The following is a 16,894-nucleotide window of genomic DNA, read 5'->3' as shown; positions in this document are numbered from 1 at the left end:
GTGCCGGGAGGGGGCCCTGCGGGGCTGTCCCCTACCCGCCCTTCCCCCGTTCCCCGGGCTCTGCCCGGACCCGCGCCTCAAACGCCGGCGGGGCTGGGTGTGTGCCGGGCTGCGCCCAGACCCCGCGCCTCAAACGCCGGCGGGGCTGGGTGTGTGCCGGGCTGCGCCCGGACCCGCCTGGGGCGCCGGGCGGCTGAAGATTGCTTACTGGGTCAGGACCGAGAGGTCCTGGGTGGCCTTCGGGACCGAGACCGTGGAGTGGTCGTCCGAGAGGGTTTGGGTGGTGAACATCGGGATGCCGTCGCGCGGGATCGTCAGGGTGCGGGACGCGTGGACGGGGCCGCCGGAGATGGTTTCCACCGTGAGGGCGTAGGCACCCTTGCCGCCCGCCGGGGCGAGGGTCAGGGTCTGTGTGGTGCCGCCCTTGACCGTGACGTCCTGGGAGGCGGGTTCGCCGCCGTCCGTGCCCGGTGAGGCCGTCACCTTGACCGTCGCGTCGGCTCCGGGCGGGGCCGTCAGGGACAGCAGGGTGGCGTTCTCCTCGGGGCGGTTGTCCGCGATGGTCGCCCGCGTGCCGACGGGGGCGGCGGCCTGGATGAAGCCGGTCTCCTGCTTGGCTCCGCTGCCGCGGACCACCCGGAGGGCGGCGACCACCGGGACGACGGGCTTCTTGTCGTCGGCCGGGGACAGGACGAGGGAGCCCGGCTCGCCGCGGGTGACGTCCTTGAGGTCGATGCTCGCGGTCATGCCGGCCTTGACGTGGAGCTGCTCGCTGCCCGCGGGGCTGATCGAGCCGGTCGGCCCGGCCAGCTTCACCTTGAGGTCCGCGTCCTCGTCGCCGGGGGCGAAGGCGACCAGCCGTACGGAGGTGGCGTCCGCCGGGATGCCGGGCAGGACCAGGGTCCCGGCCGGGTCCACGGAGGCGGGCAGCCAGTCGGAGCCGACGCCTTCCTCGCCCGCCTGGGCGGTGGCCCCGACCCGGCCCGCGCGGGTGGTCACGTGGGCGGTGACGTCCGCGAGCTGGGCGCCGGGGGCGAGGGAGGCCAGGGAGATGGCCTTGCTGGACTTCGGGTCGATGCGGATGTTCTCGCTGGTGCCCGCTTCGGCCTTGACCACGCCGTCCGGGCCGAACAGCTTGATGTCCACCACGGCCGCGGTGTCGTCCGGGTTGGTGAGGTGGACGTAGTCCTCGCGGCCCTTCGCGGTGCTCACGCCGGGGAACCAGAAGTCGGTGCCGGGCGGGGTGCAGCCGACGCCGAGCAGGCCGCGGGTGCGGCCGACCGAGACCACGGTGGTCTGCTGCGCGCTCCAGCCGGGGGCGAGGAACCCGTCGGCGACGCCGCTGAGCGCGGGGGCCTCGGCGCCGGAGGCCTTGGCGCCCACGGGCTTGCCGGGCTCCTTGAGTTCCAGGACGGGCTTGGCTTCCTTGGTCGCGCCCAGGAGCCGGGCCGTGCCGGTGCCGCCCGCGGCGGCCGCGCCGGGGGTGATCGCCGTGTACAGGGTTTCGGCGATGTCGGAGGTGCTGGGGGCGGGGCACACCAGCAGGGACCGCTCGACCGGCATCCGGGCCGCCGGCTTGCCCGCCGCGGCGGCGGAGGCCCCGCCGGCGGCGGGTGCGGTGAGGGTGGCGAGGCCGGTGACGGCGGCCAGTGCGGCCGTGACGGCGGCGAGCGTGAGGGGTACGCGCTGCTTCACTGCTGGGGGCTCCCGTCCGGACGCGGGGCGTGCTGCCCACCCTGCTGTCCGTCGTGCTGGCCGTAGGTCTCGTAGCCGGTCTGGGGATCGGGCTGCTGCTGGTAGGGCATGTACGGCTGCTCGTACTGCTGATCGGGCTGGTACGGCTGCTCGTACGGGGTGCCCGGGTGGCCGGTGTACTGCTGCGGCTCGTAGGAGTACTGGTCGTACTGCTGCGGCTGCTGCTCCTGGCCGCCGTAGGCGTAGCCGCTCTGGTCTCCGTACGCCGGCTGCTGGTAGGCGTACGCGTCGTCGCCGTACGCCGGCTGCGCCGGGATCTGCGCGTACGGGTCGGCCGCGACGGCCGCCTCGGCGGGGGCGGACTCGGACTGCGTTTCCTGCTCGGACTGCTCGCGCAGGCGGCGGGCCCGGCGGCCTTCGCCGGCCTCCTCGGCCGCGGGGGCCTCCTCCTCGGGGAGGTCGTCGTCGAGCCGGGCGCGGCGGCCGGGCAGGGCCATCACGAGGAGCACGAGGGCGAGCAGGCCCTGGACCCCGTGCCAGGCGGTCCGGGTGAGGGCGTCTTCGTGGACGAGGTCGAGCTCGCCGGCGTCCGCCGGGAGTTCGAAGCCCTGGGCCCAGCCGTCGAGCGTCTTGGCCTTGAGCGGCTTGCCGTCGAGGGTGGCCTGCCAGCCCGGGTCGGCCTGGTCGGCGATCCGCAGGACGCGTCCGGCCTCGCCCGCCGGGATCTTGGTGTGCGCCTCGACGGGGCCTGAGGCGACGGGGATGGGTGCCTCTCCGGGCTTGCCGGAGACGATGACGGCGCGGGCGACCTGCCGGTCGACGCGCCACAGGGCGCTGCCTTCGAGCTTGCTGAGGCGGCTGAGGCCGGGAGTGGCGTCCAGGACGCGGCCGATCTCCTGGGGGGCGCCGTCGCGGACCAGGACGTAGCGGATGGCGAAGCCGCCGAGCTGGTCGGTCTGGTCGGCGCCGGAGCCGGCGACGAGGCTGGAGACGACCTTGTCGAGGCGGGCGTCGCTGCCGGCCCGGGCGGCGAGTTCGGAGTCGCCGAGGCGGCCGCCGGAACCGCGGACCAGGCTGTACGAGAGGGCGGCCGGGGAGTCCGCGCCGATGACGAGGGTGCGGGCCTGGTCGCGGGTGCCGCTCTCCTCGGCGACGAAGGCGGGGACCTGGACGGGGTCGCGGCGCTCCAGCGGTCCGGCGGCTCCGCTGAGCATCCAGCCGGCCGCGCCGGCGAGCGGGCCGACGGCGGCGGCGAGCGCGATCAGGGCGGCGAGGGGCTGGCGCCAGCCGAAGCTGCGGGCGGCGACGCGTTCCTTGGCCCCGTCGGCGCCGATGACGGCGGCGGCCAGCAGGGCGAGTCCGTAGACGAGGGTGGCGGGGCCGGCCCAGGTGGTGCGGTTGACGAGGACGGCCAGGACGAGCGCGGCGAGCGCGGCGGCCCAGGCGGTGCGTACGGCGAACTGCCGGTCGGCGCGCAGCAGGGCGGCCAGGGCGGCGAGGACGACGCCGAGGAGGATCAGGCCGCCCGCGGTGCGGGGGCCGCCGGGGCTGATGCCGAGCAGGTCCAGGGCGGTGGCCGAGCCGGCTCCGTAGGGCAGTCCGGCCTCGCGCAGGAAGTTCCCGGGGTGGGTGAGCAGGCTCAGCGACCAGGGGGCGAGGACGAGGAGGGGTACGCCGAGCGTCGCGATGAGGCGGGGTCCGTACGTCTTCCAGTGCGTGCGGCGCAGGACCAGCGCGGCGGCTCCGAGGAGGGCGGCGAGCGGCCAGACGACGGGGGTGAAGGCGGTGGCCAGGGTCAGCAGGAGGGTGTAGGTCCAGGCGGAGCGCCAGCTGCCCTCCCCTTCGCCGAATCCGAAGGCGGTGACGGCGGAGCGGGCGATGAGCGGGAGCAGGATCGCGAGGACGGCGGTGCCGAGGCGGCCGCCGGCGAGGGCTCCGGTGACGGCGGGGAGGAAGGCGTAGGCGACGGCGGCCCAGGCGCGCAGCAGCCGGGATTCCACCAGCGGCCGGGAGGCGAAGTAGGCGGTGAGTCCGGCGAGCGGGACCGAGCAGACGAGCAGCAGGGTCAGGGCGGCGTCGGTGGAGCCGAGGAGCAGGGTGGAGAGGGCGCCGAGGACGGCGAGGTAGGGCGGTGCTCCTGCGGTGGTGCCGGTGCCGACGGGCTGCCAGTCGTCGCCGTAGACGCGCCAGAGGTCGAGTCCGCCGTCGGGGGCGGGGAGCAGGGCTCCGCCCATGAGGGAGCCGCCGCCGAGGAGGGAGCGGCAGGCGATGACGGAGACGAGCAGGAGGAGGGCGAAGAGGACGGGCGCGGGCTTGCGGGCGATCCGCTTGAGGCGCGCGAACTGTTCGATCTCCAGGTAGTCGGCGTCGTCTCCGCCGGGTCCCGATTCGACGGCTCCGCCGTGCCGTCCGGCGGTGGCGGCCTCGGTGTCGCCGTCGGCGCCGAAGTAGCCGGCGAGCTGTTCGGCGTTGGCGCGCAGGCTGGCGCCGGCCGGCGGGAAGAGGGGGCGCAGTTCCTTGGCGGGGACGGCCGGGCGGCCCCTGCGGCGGCGGGCTCCGAGGATCCGGCCGGGGCGGAGCAGGGTGGCGAGGAGGCCGGTGATCTCGTCGACGGCCTGTCCGGGGGCCTTGCCGACGAGGTAGGCGAGGGTGCGCAGGACGGTGCCGAAGAGGATGCGCAGCAGGACGTACGGGAGGGCGCGGCCGGGGCTGTTGGCCAGCATCGTGTAGACGGCGCCGGCTTTGTCGACGCGGTGCGGGCTGGCTGCGGAGCGGCCGACGCAGTCGACGGTGCGGCGTTCGCGGGCGGAGGCCTCGGCGTGCCGCAGGACGGCGTCGGGGGCGATGAGGACGGTGTGGCCGGCGCTCTGGACGCGCCAGCACAGGTCGACGTCGTCGCGCATGAGGGGCAGTCGGCGGTCGAAGCCGCCGAGGGCGTCGTACACCTCGCGGCGGATCAGCATGCCGGCGCTGGAGACGGAGAGGACGGGCTGGACCTGGTCGTGCTGGCCCTGGTCCTGTTCGCGCCGGTCGAGGCCGGTCCAGCGGCGGCCGCTGCGGGCGATGGTGACGCCGACTTCGAGGAGCTGCTTCTTGTCGTACCAGCCGCGCAGCTTGGGGCCGATGACGGCGGCGTCGGGGTTCTCGTCGGCGACGCGCAGCAGTTCGGCGAGGGCGTCGGGCTCGGGTGCGCAGTCGTCGTGGAGCAGCCAGAGCCATTGGACGGGTTCGCCGTGGGGCAGGTCGGGGAGGTCGTACGTGTCGTCGCGCCAGGTGCGGCTGACGGGGTCCCAGCCGGAGGGGCGCTTGAGGTACGGGAGTTCCTCGGGGGTCAGGGTGCCGGCGGAGCGGGCGGCTTCGTCGACGGCGGCGCCGAAGCCGGTGCGGCGGGCGAGGTGCAGGACGCGGTCCTCGCCGAGGGCCTCGCCGAGCAGGCGCGCGGAGTCGTCGGCGCTGCCGGTGTCGGCGGCGATGTGGCTCTGGGCGGGGCGTTCCTGGCCGAGGAGTCCGGCGAGGGTCCGGGGCAGCCAGCGGGCGCCGTCGTGGGCGACGAGGACCGCGGTGACGACGTGCCGGGGGAACTGTGGTGCGGCGGCAGCCTGGTGGGAGGCGCTCGACTGGCTGTGCAGGGACATCGCGGTACGGGCCCTCCGGCCGGGGGTCCGGGGGTGGTGTGCCCTCGGAGGCTGCTGGACAGCGCCCCACCCTAACGGCTGGGAACACAGCGGTCCGCCTCCTGCGGGGAAGGTGCAGGAGGCGGACCGTTTGCTCTGCTCGTTGCCGTGCGGGTCGTGCCGTTCGCCGTGGTGCGTTTTGTGCCGGTGCGTGCACTTCGGCCGCTGCCGTGCGTGAGGCCGGGTGCACAGGCGGCTATGCCGTCGGGTCTGCCGCTGGATATGTCGCCGGATATGTCGTGGGCCGTGCCGCGGGCCGTACCGCGGGCCCTGCCGTGGGCGCCGTTCGGTGCGCGCCTTGGGCGCTTCAGACGGCGGCCTTCTTCAGGCGTCGCCGCTCGCGCTCGGACAGGCCGCCCCAGATGCCGAATCGCTCGTCGTTGGCGAGGGCGTACTCAAGGCATTCCGAGCGGACCTCGCAGGCGAGGCAGACCTTCTTGGCCTCGCGGGTCGAGCCGCCCTTCTCGGGAAAGAAGGACTCGGGGTCGGTCTGGGCGCAGAGAGCTCGCTCCTGCCATCCGAGCTCTTCGTCCGCCTCCTCGACCAGCAGTTCCTGAACCAGCTCGGTCATGTGCGCCCCTCGCTCTGTCTGTGCGTCCCCGTGGTCATGTCGTCACTCATCGCTACGTAACGACACGAGTGAAATTACAAGTGCGGGGCTCCAGCGCAGTCAAGCCGAGATCTGCTATTGGGCCCCTTATTCACTCTGCGGAACCAAGCCTATGCAGAAAGTGTTCATATCGCCAAAAATCGTGACACTTGCCACACGTGTCACATGCGGGACTCCCTCCCCCGTAGTCGACGCGTCACTCTGTGGTGGGGTTCCGATCCGGCCGAAGAAGCGGCGCAGATCACATTTCAGCCACAGAGGGACATCGCACGGCTTTACGGGTTTGAGAGCCGTCGCAGCGGCTGCAGCTCGACTCGCAGCGCCACATCCCCTGGTACCGACTGCACAAACCTTTCTCCGGGCACGGTAACCGGATGAGGTGAAACTTTTCTACCAAATCGGACATTGGGTTGACAGTCCGGCCTCCTACCCGTTCTTCTTGTACGCATGTCAGCGCCCTCAGCAGCCACCCGGACCCCCATTCGTGGGTTCCTGTGCGCTGCCCAGGTTCGCTGTTGCTGTTGCAGCTGTTGATGCCTCGGGAGCTCCGGCTCCCCTGAGCTCCAGCTCGCCCCCCACAGCAACCGCCGCATGACTGACATCCGTCGAGGAACCCCCCGATGAACAGCACCAGCACCCTGAACGCCACCCCCACCGCGGCCACCGCCCCGGCGCCCGTCGAGAGCGACCTCCAGATCGCCGGCGACATCCTCTCCGTCCAGCACCTCCTGCAGCCCGCCCGCGAGCACCCGGCCACCGTCGCCGAGTTCGTGGGCCTCGCGCGTTCCATCGCCGCCGACCGCTCCGAGTGGGAGCACCTGGTTCAGTACGACGCCACGACCCGCTGGTACCACCGGCTGCGCACCGGCCCCGGCTACGAGGTCTGGCTCCTCAGCTGGGTCCCCGGCCAGGGCAGCGGCCTGCACGACCACGGCGCCTCCTCGGGCGTGCTGACCGTCCTGGACGGGGAGCTCACCGAGCACACCGCCCGCGGCCCGCTCACCCTCGGCGCTGGCTCCCAGCGCGTCTTCGCCCCCGGCTACGCCCACGAGGTGCAGAACGACAGCCTCGACGGGGCCGTCAGCCTGCACGTGTACTTCCCCGGCCTGACCCAGATGCCGATGCACGGCTGCTCTCCGGCCCGGCCCGAGGCCCTCTCCGTCTGATCCCGGACGCCGCCCGAGAGTCCCGCCCGCCGCCCGACCACCACCCCTCAAGGGATCGGCCTGCGGCTGACAGACTGTCCCGCATGCGCATTGTTGTTCTGGCCGGCGGCATCGGCGGCGCCCGTTTCCTCCGAGGTCTCCAGTCCGCGGTTCCCGACGCGGACATCACGGTCATCGGCAACACCGGTGACGACATTCACCTGTTCGGGCTCAAGGTCTGCCCCGATCTGGACACCGTGATGTACACCCTCGGCGGTGGCATCAACGAGGACCAGGGCTGGGGCCGCACCGACGAGTCCTTCACCGTCAAGGAGGAACTCGCCGCGTACGGGGTCGGACCGACCTGGTTCGGCCTCGGTGACCGCGACTTCGCCACCCACATCGTCCGTACGCAGATGCTCGGTGCGGGCTACCCGCTCAGCGCCGTCACCGAGGCCCTCTGCGACCGCTGGCAGCCCGGGGTCCGGCTGCTCCCCATGTCCGACGACCGGGTCGAGACCCACGTCGCGATCACCGACTCGCAGACCGGCGAGCGCCGGGTCGTCCACTTCCAGGAGTACTGGGTCCGCATGCGCGCCGCGGTGGACGCCGAGGCCGTCGTACCCGTGGGTGCCGAGCAGGCCAAGCCCGCGCCCGGCGTCCTGGAGGCCATCGCGGCCGCCGACGTGATCCTCTTCCCGCCGTCCAACCCCGTGGTGTCGGTGGGGACCATCCTCGCCGTGCCCGGCATCCGCGAGGCCGTGGCCGCCGCCGGGGCGCCCGTCGTGGGGCTCTCCCCCATCGTCGGGGGCGCCCCCGTGCGCGGGATGGCCGACAAGGTGCTCGCCGCCGTCGGCGTCGAGTCCACCGCCGCGGCCGTCGCCCTGCACTACGGCCCCGAACTGCTCGACGGCTGGCTCGTCGACACCGCCGACGCGGAGGCCGTCACCGAGGTGGAGGCCGCCGGCATCACCTGCCGGGCGGTCCCGCTGATGATGACCGACCTGGCCGCCACGGCGGAGATGGCGCGGGCCGCGCTGGAACTGGCGGAGGCCTCCCGGTGACCGCCGCGCACGGGCCCTCGTACGAGGTCCGGGCACTCGGCGGGATCCCGGAGGTGCGGCCGGGCGACGACCTTGCGGCGCTGATCGCGGCCGCCGGACCGGAGCTGCGGGACGGCGACGTCCTGCTCGTCACCTCGAAGATCGTCTCCAAGGCGGAGGGCCGGATCGTCCGTGCCGATTCGCGCGAGGAGGCGATAGACGCCGAGACCGTACGGGTCGTCGCGCGCCGCGGGACGCTGCGGATCGTGGAGAACCGGCAGGGCCTGGTCATGGCGGCGGCCGGGGTCGACGCCTCGAACACCGAGGCCGGCACCGTCCTGCTGCTGCCCGAGGACCCCGACGCCTCGGCCGCCGCGATCCGGGCCGGGCTGCGGGAGCTGCTGTCCGTGGACGTGGGCGTCATCGTGACGGACACCTTCGGGCGGCCGTGGCGCACCGGGCTCACCGACGTGGCGATCGGCGCCGCCGGCGTACGGGTCCTGGACGACCTGCGCGGGGGCACCGACGCCCACGGGAACCCGCTGAGCGCGACGGTCGTCGCGACCGCCGACGAGCTGGCCGCCGCCGGCGACCTGGTCAAGGGCAAGGCGGAGGGCCTGCCGGTGGCGGTGGTGCGCGGGCTGGCCCACGTACTGGGCGAGGGTTCCTCGGGGGCCGACCTGGTGCGCTCCCCGGCCGACGACATGTTCCGGCTGGGCACCTCGGAGGCGGTACGGGAAGCCGTGACGCAGCGGCGTACCGTACGGGCCTTCACGTCCGAGCCGGTGGACCCCGGCGCGGTCCGGCGCGCGGTGGCGGCGGCCGTGACGGCCCCGGCCCCGCACCACACGACGCCGTGGCGGTTCGTCCTGCTGGAATCGGCGGGCGCGCGGCTGGAGCTGCTGGACGCGATGCGGGACGCCTGGGTCGAGGACCTGCGGCGGGACGGGAAGTCCGAGGAGTCCATCGCGAAGCGGGTCCGGCGGGGCGACGTCCTGCGGGCCGCGCCCTACCTGGTGGTGCCCTGTCTGGTCACGGACGGCGCGCACGACTACGGGCACGCGCGCCGGGACGCGGCGGAGCGGGAGATGTTCGTCGTGGCGATGGGCGCGGGCGTGCAGAACTTCCTGGTCGCGCTGGCCGGGGAGCGGCTGGGCTCCGCGTGGGTGTCCTCGACGATGTTCTGCCGGGACGTGGTGCGCAAGGTGCTCGGGCTTCCGGAGGACTGGGACCCGATGGGTGCGGTGGCCGTCGGGCACGCCGCGGTCGCTCCGGCGGAGCGGGCGGGGCGGGCGGCGGAGGAGTTCATCGAGGTCCGGTGAGGTCCGCGGGCCGCGGAGTGGCCCGGGTCAGAGCCTGCCGATGTCGCCCCGGGGCATCCGGGGGGCCCGGCGGGGCGGGGCGGCGCCGGCCAGGAGGACGAGGCGGGCCGCCCGGTGGCGCTGGCCGGCGTAGGGGGCCAGGAGCTCCAGCATGGCGGCGTCGTCGGCGTCCCGGTCCCCGGCCAGGGCGTAGCCGATGATGCCGGGCAGGTGGAGGTCGCCGGTGGTGACGGCGTCGGCGGCGCCGTTGCTGCGCTGGAGGGTTTCGGAGGAGGTCCACGGGCCGATGCCGGGGATCGCCTCCAGGCGGGCGGTGGCCGCGGGCAGGTCCATCGCGGCGGCCTCCTCGAGGCGGGCGGCGAGGCGGGCTGCGCGGACGATGGTGGCGGAGCGTTTGGAGTCGACTCCGGCCTTGTGCCAGTCCCAGGAGGGGATGAGCGCCCAGGTGCGGGGGTCGGGCATGACGTAGAGGTCCGGGACGGGGGCCTGGCCCATGCCCATGCCCGTGCCCGTGCCCGGAGCCGGTTCGCCGTACTGGCGTACGAGGCGGCGCCAGGAGCGGTACGCCTCGTCGGCGGTGACCTTCTGTTCCAGGACCGTCGGGATCAAGGACTCCAGGACCAGGCCGGTACGGGTCAGGCGCAGGCCGGGGCGGCGGCGGTGGCTGGCGTGCACGAGCCTGTGGCGGGGGACGAAGGCGGCGGGATCGTCGGCGGCGCCGAGCAGTTCCGGCAGGCCGTCGAGGATCCAGTCGGCGCCCGGGCCCCAGGCGGTGGCGGTCACCCCGGGCCCGGCCCCGTCCCGCGCGACCCGGAGCGTGGCCGGGCCGGCGGGGGTGCGGGTGGCTCGCCAGACCGTGCCGGGGGTTGTGCGGAAGGTGGGGTCGGCGGGTCCGCGCCTGAGGGGGCCGAGGACCAGGCCCAGGTCCAGGGGGCCGGGTGGGGTCCAGGTGCGGGTGCGGGGGCCTGGGCCAGCGGCTTTCGTGGTGCCGGTGCCGGTGCCGGTGCCGGTGCCGGTGCCGGTGCCAGTGCCAGTGCCGGTGGCTGCGGGTGCGCCCGTGCCGGGGGTTGGCGTGCCCGTGGTCGGGGCCGGGGGCACGGGGGTGCGGCCGCCGCGGATCGCGGTGCGGGTGAGGGGGTCGTAGCGGCCAGCCATGCCTTGAGCGTAGCCCTGCGGGGCCGTCCCCTACCCGCCCTTCCCCCGTTCCCCGGGCGCCGCCCGGACCCGGTCCTCAAACGCCGGACGGGCTGAAAGCAGGGCCCCGGGCTGCGCCCGGACCCCCTGGGGCTCCGCCCCAGACCCCGCGCCTCAAACGCCGGCGGGGCTGGATCTATCAGCCCCTCCGGCGTTTGAGGAGCGGGGGCCGGGGGCCGGCCCCCGGCAACGGCGCCGCACCCGGCAACGGGTCCGGGGCGCAGCCCCGGGGAACGGGCGAAGGGTGGGTAGGGGAACTCGCCCCGCAGGGCCCATCCAGCCGCACCCGCCCACCGGACCCCAAGCCGGGTCGGCAGGGGCGACAGCCCCGACCGGCCACCGCCGGACGGAGTCCGGCGCAGCGGCGCGAAGCCCGCGCAGCGGTGCGAGCGGCGCGTCAAGAAGGAGTGCGGCGCGTCATGGAGGGGTGCCTCAGGGGCGGCCCTGGAGTTTGGCCGAGGCGGTTCGGGTGGGGGGGAGTTGGCTATAGAGGTGGCGGCCGGGGCATTCCGTGGCGAAGCCGTCGCGGTGGCCCGAGATGACGTTCAGCTTGACGTTGCTGCCCTTCGCGTAGAGGTTGCCGCCGCCCGACTTGAGGGTGGTCTTCGCGCGGGGGTCCGCCCCGAAGAGGCCCAGCTTCCAGGCCGTGAGGCGGGCCACCGCGTCCACCGCGGCCTTGGGGGGAGCCGTGGAGGCGAAGGTGCCGATGACCGCGACGCCCATGCTGTCCGTGTTGAAGCCCATGGTGTGCGCGCCGAGCACCGCCTTGGCGACTCCGCCCGCCCGGCCCTCGTAGACGGTGCCGCACTTGTCGACGGCGAAGTTGTAGCCGATGTCGCGCCAGCCGCTGCTGACCACGTGGTAGCGGTACAGGCTGCGCAGGACGGCCGGGGCGTCCTTGCAGGCGTAGTTGTTGCCCGAGGCGGTGTGGTGGACGAAGGCGGCCTTGACCCTGTTCGTGTAGACGAAGCCCTTTTCGCGCAGGCTCTCGTCCGCGCCCCATCCCAGCCGGGTGACGATCTTCGGGCGCGGGCCGATGTACGGGGCGGCCGCGAGCGCCTCGTCGGCGAGGACCGCGTCGGCCGTGGAGTCGGCCTTGTTGAGGGCGGGGATCTCCTTGGCTCCCAGGGGGGCCATCGGGACGTTGACGGAGGAGGACTCCGCCATCTCCATCGTCATGCCGGGGAGGGCGGCCAGCTCCCCCTTGTCGTCGTCGAGGACGGGCGGGGCTTCCGCGGTGCCGTTCTTCGCGTCCGACTGGGGGCGGGTCGTGTCTCCCGGGTCCACCAGTTCGATGCGCATGCCCGTCGGGAGCCCGCTGCTCACCACGCGGCCGCCCGGTTCGGCCTGGACCCGGACCTCGATGCCGTCGGACTGCCCGACCCACAGGGGGGCGGTGCTGCCGCGGACGCGGCCGGTGCCCCGTTCCGCGGTGTCGGGGTCGGCGGCGTGTTCGCTGTTGTGGGTGTCGACGTCCTGCCACTCGGACCAGGTCGAGGTGGCCACGGAGCGGGTGCGGACCTGGACGCGGCCGTCGAGCTGGGTGCTCGCGTCGTCCCAGACGACGCCGACCAGCGAGAAGGTCTTGACCTCGCGCGCGGACAGGCCCTGCGTCTCGGGCAGCCGGGGCGAGGTGCTCATGCCGGGTACCCCGGGGGTGCGGTCCGCCGCGGGTCCCACGGGGACGAGCGGCAGGGATTGGGTGGATCCGGCGGGGGCCGAGGACGCCGCGGGGGCTGCCGCTGCCGGGTGTGCGAGGGCCGTGGAGGAGAGCGCGAGCGGCAGGGCCAGTGCGGCAGCCGTCGCGACGCCGATCGAGGAAGCAAGGAATGCACGCATGGAAAGGATGGTGTGGAGTCCCGGAGGCCGGCGCCATCCGAGAACTGACGTACCGTCCGGTCGCGGTACCGATACCCCTCCTCCGTACGGGGGATCGTGCTGCGGCCGTACGGAGGAGGCGCGCGGGTCCCCCCGCGTAGGCTCTGGTCCGTGAACGCCACTGACCGCACCCCTGCCGACCTGCTGCGATCCGCGCTCGCCGCCGATCCCGGCCGCCCCCTCGTCACCTTCTACGACGACGCCACGGGCGAGCGCGTCGAATTGTCCGTCGCCACCTTCGCCAATTGGGTGGCCAAGACCGCCAATCTGCTCCAGGGCGACCTGGGCGCCGAGCCCGGCGACCGGCTCGCCCTGCTGCTCCCCGCGCACTGGCAGAGCGCCGTGTGGCTGCTCGCCTGCGCCTCCGTCGGGGTCGTGGTGGAGGTGGGAGGGGATCCGGGCGATGCCGACCTGGTGGTGAGCGGGCCGGACACCCTGGAAGAGGCCGCGGCGTGCTCCGGCGAGCGGGTGGCGCTCGCGCTGCGGCCGCTGGGCGGGCGCTTCCCGCAGCCGCCGGCCGGGTTCGCCGACTACGCCGTGGAGGTGCCGGGGCAGGGCGACCGCTTCGCGCCCTTCCAGCCCGTGGACGCGGACGGCCCGGGCCTGGTGGTCGGCGGCGAGGAGCTCTCGTACGCACGGATCTGCGAGCGGGCCCGCGAGGACGCGGCGAAGCTCGGCTTCGGCGAGGGCGCCCGGGTGCTGTCCCGGCAGGGCTACGACAGCTGGGAGGGGCTCTCGGCCGGGCTCTACGCGGCCCTGGCCACGGGCGGCTCCGTGGTGCTGTGCCGCAATGCCGAGGGGCTGGCGGAGGGGGCACTGGCCCAGCGGATCGAGAGCGAGCGGGTCACCCACACGGCCTGACCCCGCCGTCACCCGGACCGCCCAATGCCGGATCTGGGCTATTTGTCACCCACATGGCCCTATACGGGGCCGCGCCCCCGGGCCGCATCGATCACCCGGGGGCAGGATCGGCACAGGCCGTACTCACCCGTACGGCCCGTACCGGTTCGGGTGAGGGGACGGAACGCGAGTGACGGACAGCGCAGGCATACCGGGCGGCACCGATGCGGCCGGAGGCGCGGAGAAGCCTCCGAACGGCCGCAGGCGGCGCCGGCTGCTGCGCTGGATCGGGCTCGGGACCGGCCTGCTGGCCGTCGTCGGGGCGGGCACGGGCTGGTGGATCTACTCCAAGCTCGACGGGAACATCGACGAGGACACCTCCGCCGCCGCCGAGCTGCGGCGCTACGACAAGGAGCGCCCGGCCCACCTGGCGGGCGGCGCGCAGAACATCCTGCTGATCGGCTCGGACTCGCGCACCGGCGCGGGCAACGCCCCGTACGGGCAGGACGAGGGCACGCAGCGCTCGGACACCACGATCCTGCTGCACCTGCCGGCGGACCGGAAGAGCGCGACGGCGGTGTCGATACCGCGGGACCTGATGGCGGAGATACCCGCGTGCCTGAAGGCGGACGGGAGCCGCACCAGCGAGCAGTTCGCCCAGTTCAACTGGGCCTTCGAGTGGGGCGGGACCGCCTGCACGATCCGTACGGTGGAGGCGATGACCGGGATCCGGGTCGATCACCACATGGTGCTGGACTTCAGCGGGTTCAAGAAGATGGTCGACGCCATCGGCGGGGTGGAGGTGTGCCTGCGCCGACCGGTGGACGACGCCGAGGCCAAGCTGAAGCTGCCGGCGGGCCGGCAGACCTTGCAGGGCGAGCAGGCGCTGGGCTTCGTCCGGGCCCGCTACAGCCTGGGCAACGGCAGCGACACCGAGCGGATGGAGCGCCAGCAGGCGTTCCTCGGGTCGCTGGTCAAGAAGGTGCAGAGCAACGGGGTGCTGCTCAATCCGGCCCGGCTGTACCCGCTGCTGGACGCGGCGACCTCCTCGGTGACCACCGACCCGGGGCTGGCCTCGCTGCGGGGGCTGTACGAGCTGGTCCGGGGCGTACGCGACATCCCGACCGACCAGATCAAGTTCCTCACGGTGCCGCGCCGGCCATACGCAGCCGACGCGAACCGGGACGAACTGCGCCAGCCGGACGCGACCCAGCTCTTCCAGCGGCTGCGGGCGGACCAGCCGCTCACCATCGCCCCGCCCGCGGCCAAGGCCACGGCCACGCCCGCTCCGGTCGAGCGGCCGGACGGGGCCCGGGACGAGGCGGCGGCCGACGACGAGGCGGACCGCACCCAGGACAGCACCCAGGGCAGCACCGGGGACGGAACGGGCGACGGCCCGGGAACCGCGGAGCCCTCGACTCCCGTCCCCACCTTCACCGGCACCACGGCCGGTGTGGCCGACTGCCGGTAAAGCAATCCCAAAAGCCGGTGCCCGGGCCGAGCTTGTTGGGGCGATTGCCCCGTTGTAAGTGCGTGGAATTCATCACCAGCATGGTTTGCGGCGAACCTGTCCGGATAAGGTGAGCGATCCGGCGCCCGGCCAGCACAGAGGCCGTGCGCCAGCAGCCGGATCGTTGACCGTGCGCCTGGGGGAGGCGCGTCGCGAAGCACCGACGGAGGATTCGAGCAAACCGTGGATGCGCAAAGCCGTGGACGGGCCGACGAGATCGACCCCGCAGATCAATGGGTACTCAACCCCCGCACCGGCAACTACGAGCTGCGACTGGAAGACGCCTCTGCGCAAGCACCGTCGCAGCGGTCCGCCCCCCGCGCGGCGCCCCGCAGAACCCCCGTTCCTCCCCGCTCCCCCGCCGCCCCCTCCCCCGCGGTTCCCGGACCGCGCCGCGGTGACGCTCCTCCCCCCGGCGGAGGCCGGCGCGGCGGGCGTTCGCGCAAAGTGGGCGGTGGCGGTCGCAAACGCGCCCTGACCATCACGGGTGGAACCCTGGCGGTGCTGCTGATCGGCGGCTCCGTGGCGGGGTACCTCTATTACCAGCACCTGAACGGCAACATCGTCGTCACCGACGTCGGCGACGCGGGCACCAGCGGCGGTTTCAAGAAGGACCAGCCGATCAACATCCTGGTCATCGGCACGGACAAGCGCAGCGGCGCGGGCAACGAGGGGTACGGGGACGCCGGCAGCGTCGGCCACGCCGATACGACGATCCTCTTCCACGTGTCGAAGGACCGCTCCAACGCCACGGCGCTGTCCATCCCGCGCGACCTGATCACCACCCTGCCGGTCTGCCCCACGAAGCAGCCCGACGGCTCCACGAAGGACATCCCCGGCGAGCGCGGTGCCCGCTTCAACACCAGCCTCGGACAGGGGGGCCGCGACCCGGGCTGCACGATGCGCACGGTCAGGGAGCTCACCGGGATCCAGGTCGACCACTTCATGATGGCCGACTTCAACGCGGTGAAGAACCTGAGCACGGCGGTCGGCGGGGTGCCGGTCTGCGTGGCCAAGGACGTCGACGACAAGGACTCCAAGCTCAAGCTGACGGCGGGCGAGCACCGGCTGGAGGGCGAGCAGGCGCTGGCCTTCGTACGGACCCGGCACGCCTTCGGCAACGAGAGCGACCTCGACCGCATCAAGACGCAGCAGCAGTTCCTCGGTTCGATGATGCGTGAGATGAAGTCCAAGGAAACGCTCACGAGTCCGAAGAAGTTCTTCTCCCTCGCGGAAGCCGCCACGAAGTCGCTGAGCGTGGATTCGGGGATAGGGTCGATCGGAAAACTCACCGAACTTGCAGGCGAGTTGAAGAACATAGACCTCAAGAACATCACCTTCACCACACTTCCGGTGCTCGACAATCCGGCGGAGAAGGTCAAGGCCACCGTGGTCGTCAACCAGGCCCAGGCCGAACCGCTGCTGCAGATGATCCGCGGGGACGTCTCCCTCACGGAGGTCGAGAAGAAGGAACAGGCGGCGAAGGACGCGGCGGACGCCGACGCGAAGGCCAAGCTCGACGCCCTCCTGCAGGGCGCCCGCGCGGAGGCCAAGGACGTCCGGGTGGACGTCTACAACGGCGGCGGCCCGACCGGATCCGCGTCCGGCACGCTGAACTGGCTGCAGAACACCAAGGGGGTGCCGAGGTCCAGCAACCTGGGCAACGCGCCCGCCAAGGTGGACACCACGCAGCTGGAGTACGCGCCCAACCAGGCCGACCAGGCCAGGACGTTGGCGGACATGATGGGTCTGCCGGCGACGGCGCTGAAGATGGGTACGGCCGACGCCGCGCCCAAGACGCCGATGAAACTGACGCTCGGTGCCGACTTCAAGGGGGCGGGGGTCTCCATGACGGCGCCTCAGCAGGCGCCCGAAGGCATCCAGCGGGTCGAGGCGGACAAGCCCGTCTGCGCCAAGTGACCGACAGGGGGGCCGGCCGGCCCCCCGCGGTCACGACATGACCTGCCGGAACCCGTCGGACCG

11 protein-coding genes are annotated in these 16,894 nt (G+C 73.5%); 6 read left to right on the top strand and 5 right to left on the bottom strand.

Annotated elements, in window-relative coordinates; translation table 11 throughout:
* Positions 1-204 precede the first annotated feature (204 nt).
* From ACE1OC_RS25180 to ACE1OC_RS25170, 3 genes are all read right to left on the bottom strand, one after another.
* Positions 205-1,695 (bottom strand): DUF5719 family protein, encoded by a 1,491-nt coding sequence (locus ACE1OC_RS25180; RefSeq protein ID WP_407838922.1) that lies wholly within the window; start codon positions 1,693-1,695, stop codon positions 205-207.
* Positions 1,692-5,330: a glycosyltransferase gene (locus ACE1OC_RS25175; protein ID WP_407838921.1), complete on the bottom strand. Its 3,639-nt coding sequence runs from the start codon at positions 5,328-5,330 to the stop codon at positions 1,692-1,694. Before ACE1OC_RS25175 ends, ACE1OC_RS25180 begins: the two co-directional genes overlap by 4 nt.
* Before the next feature lie 346 nt (positions 5,331-5,676).
* A complete protein-coding gene (locus tag ACE1OC_RS25170) occupies positions 5,677-5,940 on the bottom strand; it encodes a WhiB family transcriptional regulator (RefSeq protein ID WP_112450237.1) in 264 nt (87 codons plus the stop codon).
* Between the two features lie 659 nt (positions 5,941-6,599).
* Between ACE1OC_RS25170 and ACE1OC_RS25165 the strand changes: the two genes are divergently transcribed.
* The 3 genes from ACE1OC_RS25165 (at position 6,600) to ACE1OC_RS25155 (ending at position 9,489) form a co-directional block, all read left to right on the top strand.
* On the top strand, positions 6,600-7,145 hold the full coding sequence (locus tag ACE1OC_RS25165; RefSeq protein ID WP_407838920.1) for a cysteine dioxygenase: 546 nt from the start codon (positions 6,600-6,602) through the stop codon (positions 7,143-7,145).
* A gap of 83 nt (positions 7,146-7,228) precedes the next feature.
* Positions 7,229-8,188, top strand: a complete 960-nt coding sequence (gene cofD / locus ACE1OC_RS25160) for a 2-phospho-L-lactate transferase (protein WP_407838919.1) — start codon at positions 7,229-7,231, stop codon at positions 8,186-8,188.
* Complete coding sequence (locus ACE1OC_RS25155; protein WP_250736797.1) at positions 8,185-9,489, top strand: coenzyme F420-0:L-glutamate ligase; 1,305 nt, start codon at positions 8,185-8,187, stop codon at positions 9,487-9,489. The genes cofD and ACE1OC_RS25155 overlap by 4 nt, the downstream gene beginning before the upstream one ends.
* A gap of 27 nt (positions 9,490-9,516) precedes the next feature.
* Here ACE1OC_RS25155 and ACE1OC_RS25150 read toward each other — a convergent pair whose 3' ends face one another.
* Positions 9,517-10,644 carry a DNA-3-methyladenine glycosylase family protein gene (locus tag ACE1OC_RS25150; protein WP_407838918.1) on the bottom strand — a complete coding sequence of 376 codons (1,128 nt, stop codon included), beginning with the start codon at positions 10,642-10,644 and terminating at the stop codon, positions 9,517-9,519.
* A 471-nt stretch (positions 10,645-11,115) separates the two neighbouring features.
* Entirely contained in the window at positions 11,116-12,522 is a 1,407-nt protein-coding gene (locus ACE1OC_RS25145) for a peptidoglycan recognition protein (protein WP_407838917.1), read from the bottom strand.
* Between the two features lie 150 nt (positions 12,523-12,672).
* On the opposite strand from ACE1OC_RS25145, the gene ACE1OC_RS25140 reads away from it, so the two are divergent.
* From ACE1OC_RS25140 to ACE1OC_RS25130, 3 genes are all read left to right on the top strand, one after another.
* Complete coding sequence (locus ACE1OC_RS25140) at positions 12,673-13,422, top strand: TIGR03089 family protein (RefSeq protein ID WP_407838916.1); 750 nt, start codon at positions 12,673-12,675, stop codon at positions 13,420-13,422.
* Positions 13,423-13,591: 169 nt separating this feature from the next.
* Complete coding sequence (locus ACE1OC_RS25135; protein WP_407838915.1) at positions 13,592-14,872, top strand: LCP family protein; 1,281 nt, start codon at positions 13,592-13,594, stop codon at positions 14,870-14,872.
* A gap of 222 nt (positions 14,873-15,094) precedes the next feature.
* Positions 15,095-16,831 (top strand): LCP family protein, encoded by a 1,737-nt coding sequence (locus ACE1OC_RS25130; RefSeq protein WP_407838914.1) that lies wholly within the window; start codon positions 15,095-15,097, stop codon positions 16,829-16,831.
* The last annotated feature ends 63 nt before the right edge of the window (positions 16,832-16,894 follow it).

Origin of the sequence: Streptomyces stoeckheimensis (assembly GCF_045822005.1) — a bacterium.
GTDB classification, from domain to species: domain Bacteria; phylum Actinomycetota; class Actinomycetes; order Streptomycetales; family Streptomycetaceae; genus Streptomyces; species Streptomyces stoeckheimensis.
The sequence above is the reverse complement of the archived record's forward strand: the minus strand, read 5'-3'. Positions and strand labels throughout refer to the sequence as shown.

Coding starts and splice junctions, on each gene's coding strand:
- ACE1OC_RS25150 (WP_407838918.1), bottom strand. CDS start 10,644: ATGGCTGGCCGCTACGACCCCCTCACCCGCACCGCGATCCGCGGCGGC.
- ACE1OC_RS25170 (WP_112450237.1), bottom strand. CDS start 5,940: ATGACCGAGCTGGTTCAGGAACTGCTGGTCGAGGAGGCGGACGAAGAG.
- ACE1OC_RS25175 (WP_407838921.1), bottom strand. CDS start 5,330: ATGTCCCTGCACAGCCAGTCGAGCGCCTCCCACCAGGCTGCCGCCGCA.
- cofD (WP_407838919.1), top strand. CDS start 7,229: ATGCGCATTGTTGTTCTGGCCGGCGGCATCGGCGGCGCCCGTTTCCTC.
- ACE1OC_RS25165 (WP_407838920.1), top strand. CDS start 6,600: ATGAACAGCACCAGCACCCTGAACGCCACCCCCACCGCGGCCACCGCC.
- ACE1OC_RS25145 (WP_407838917.1), bottom strand. CDS start 12,522: ATGCGTGCATTCCTTGCTTCCTCGATCGGCGTCGCGACGGCTGCCGCA.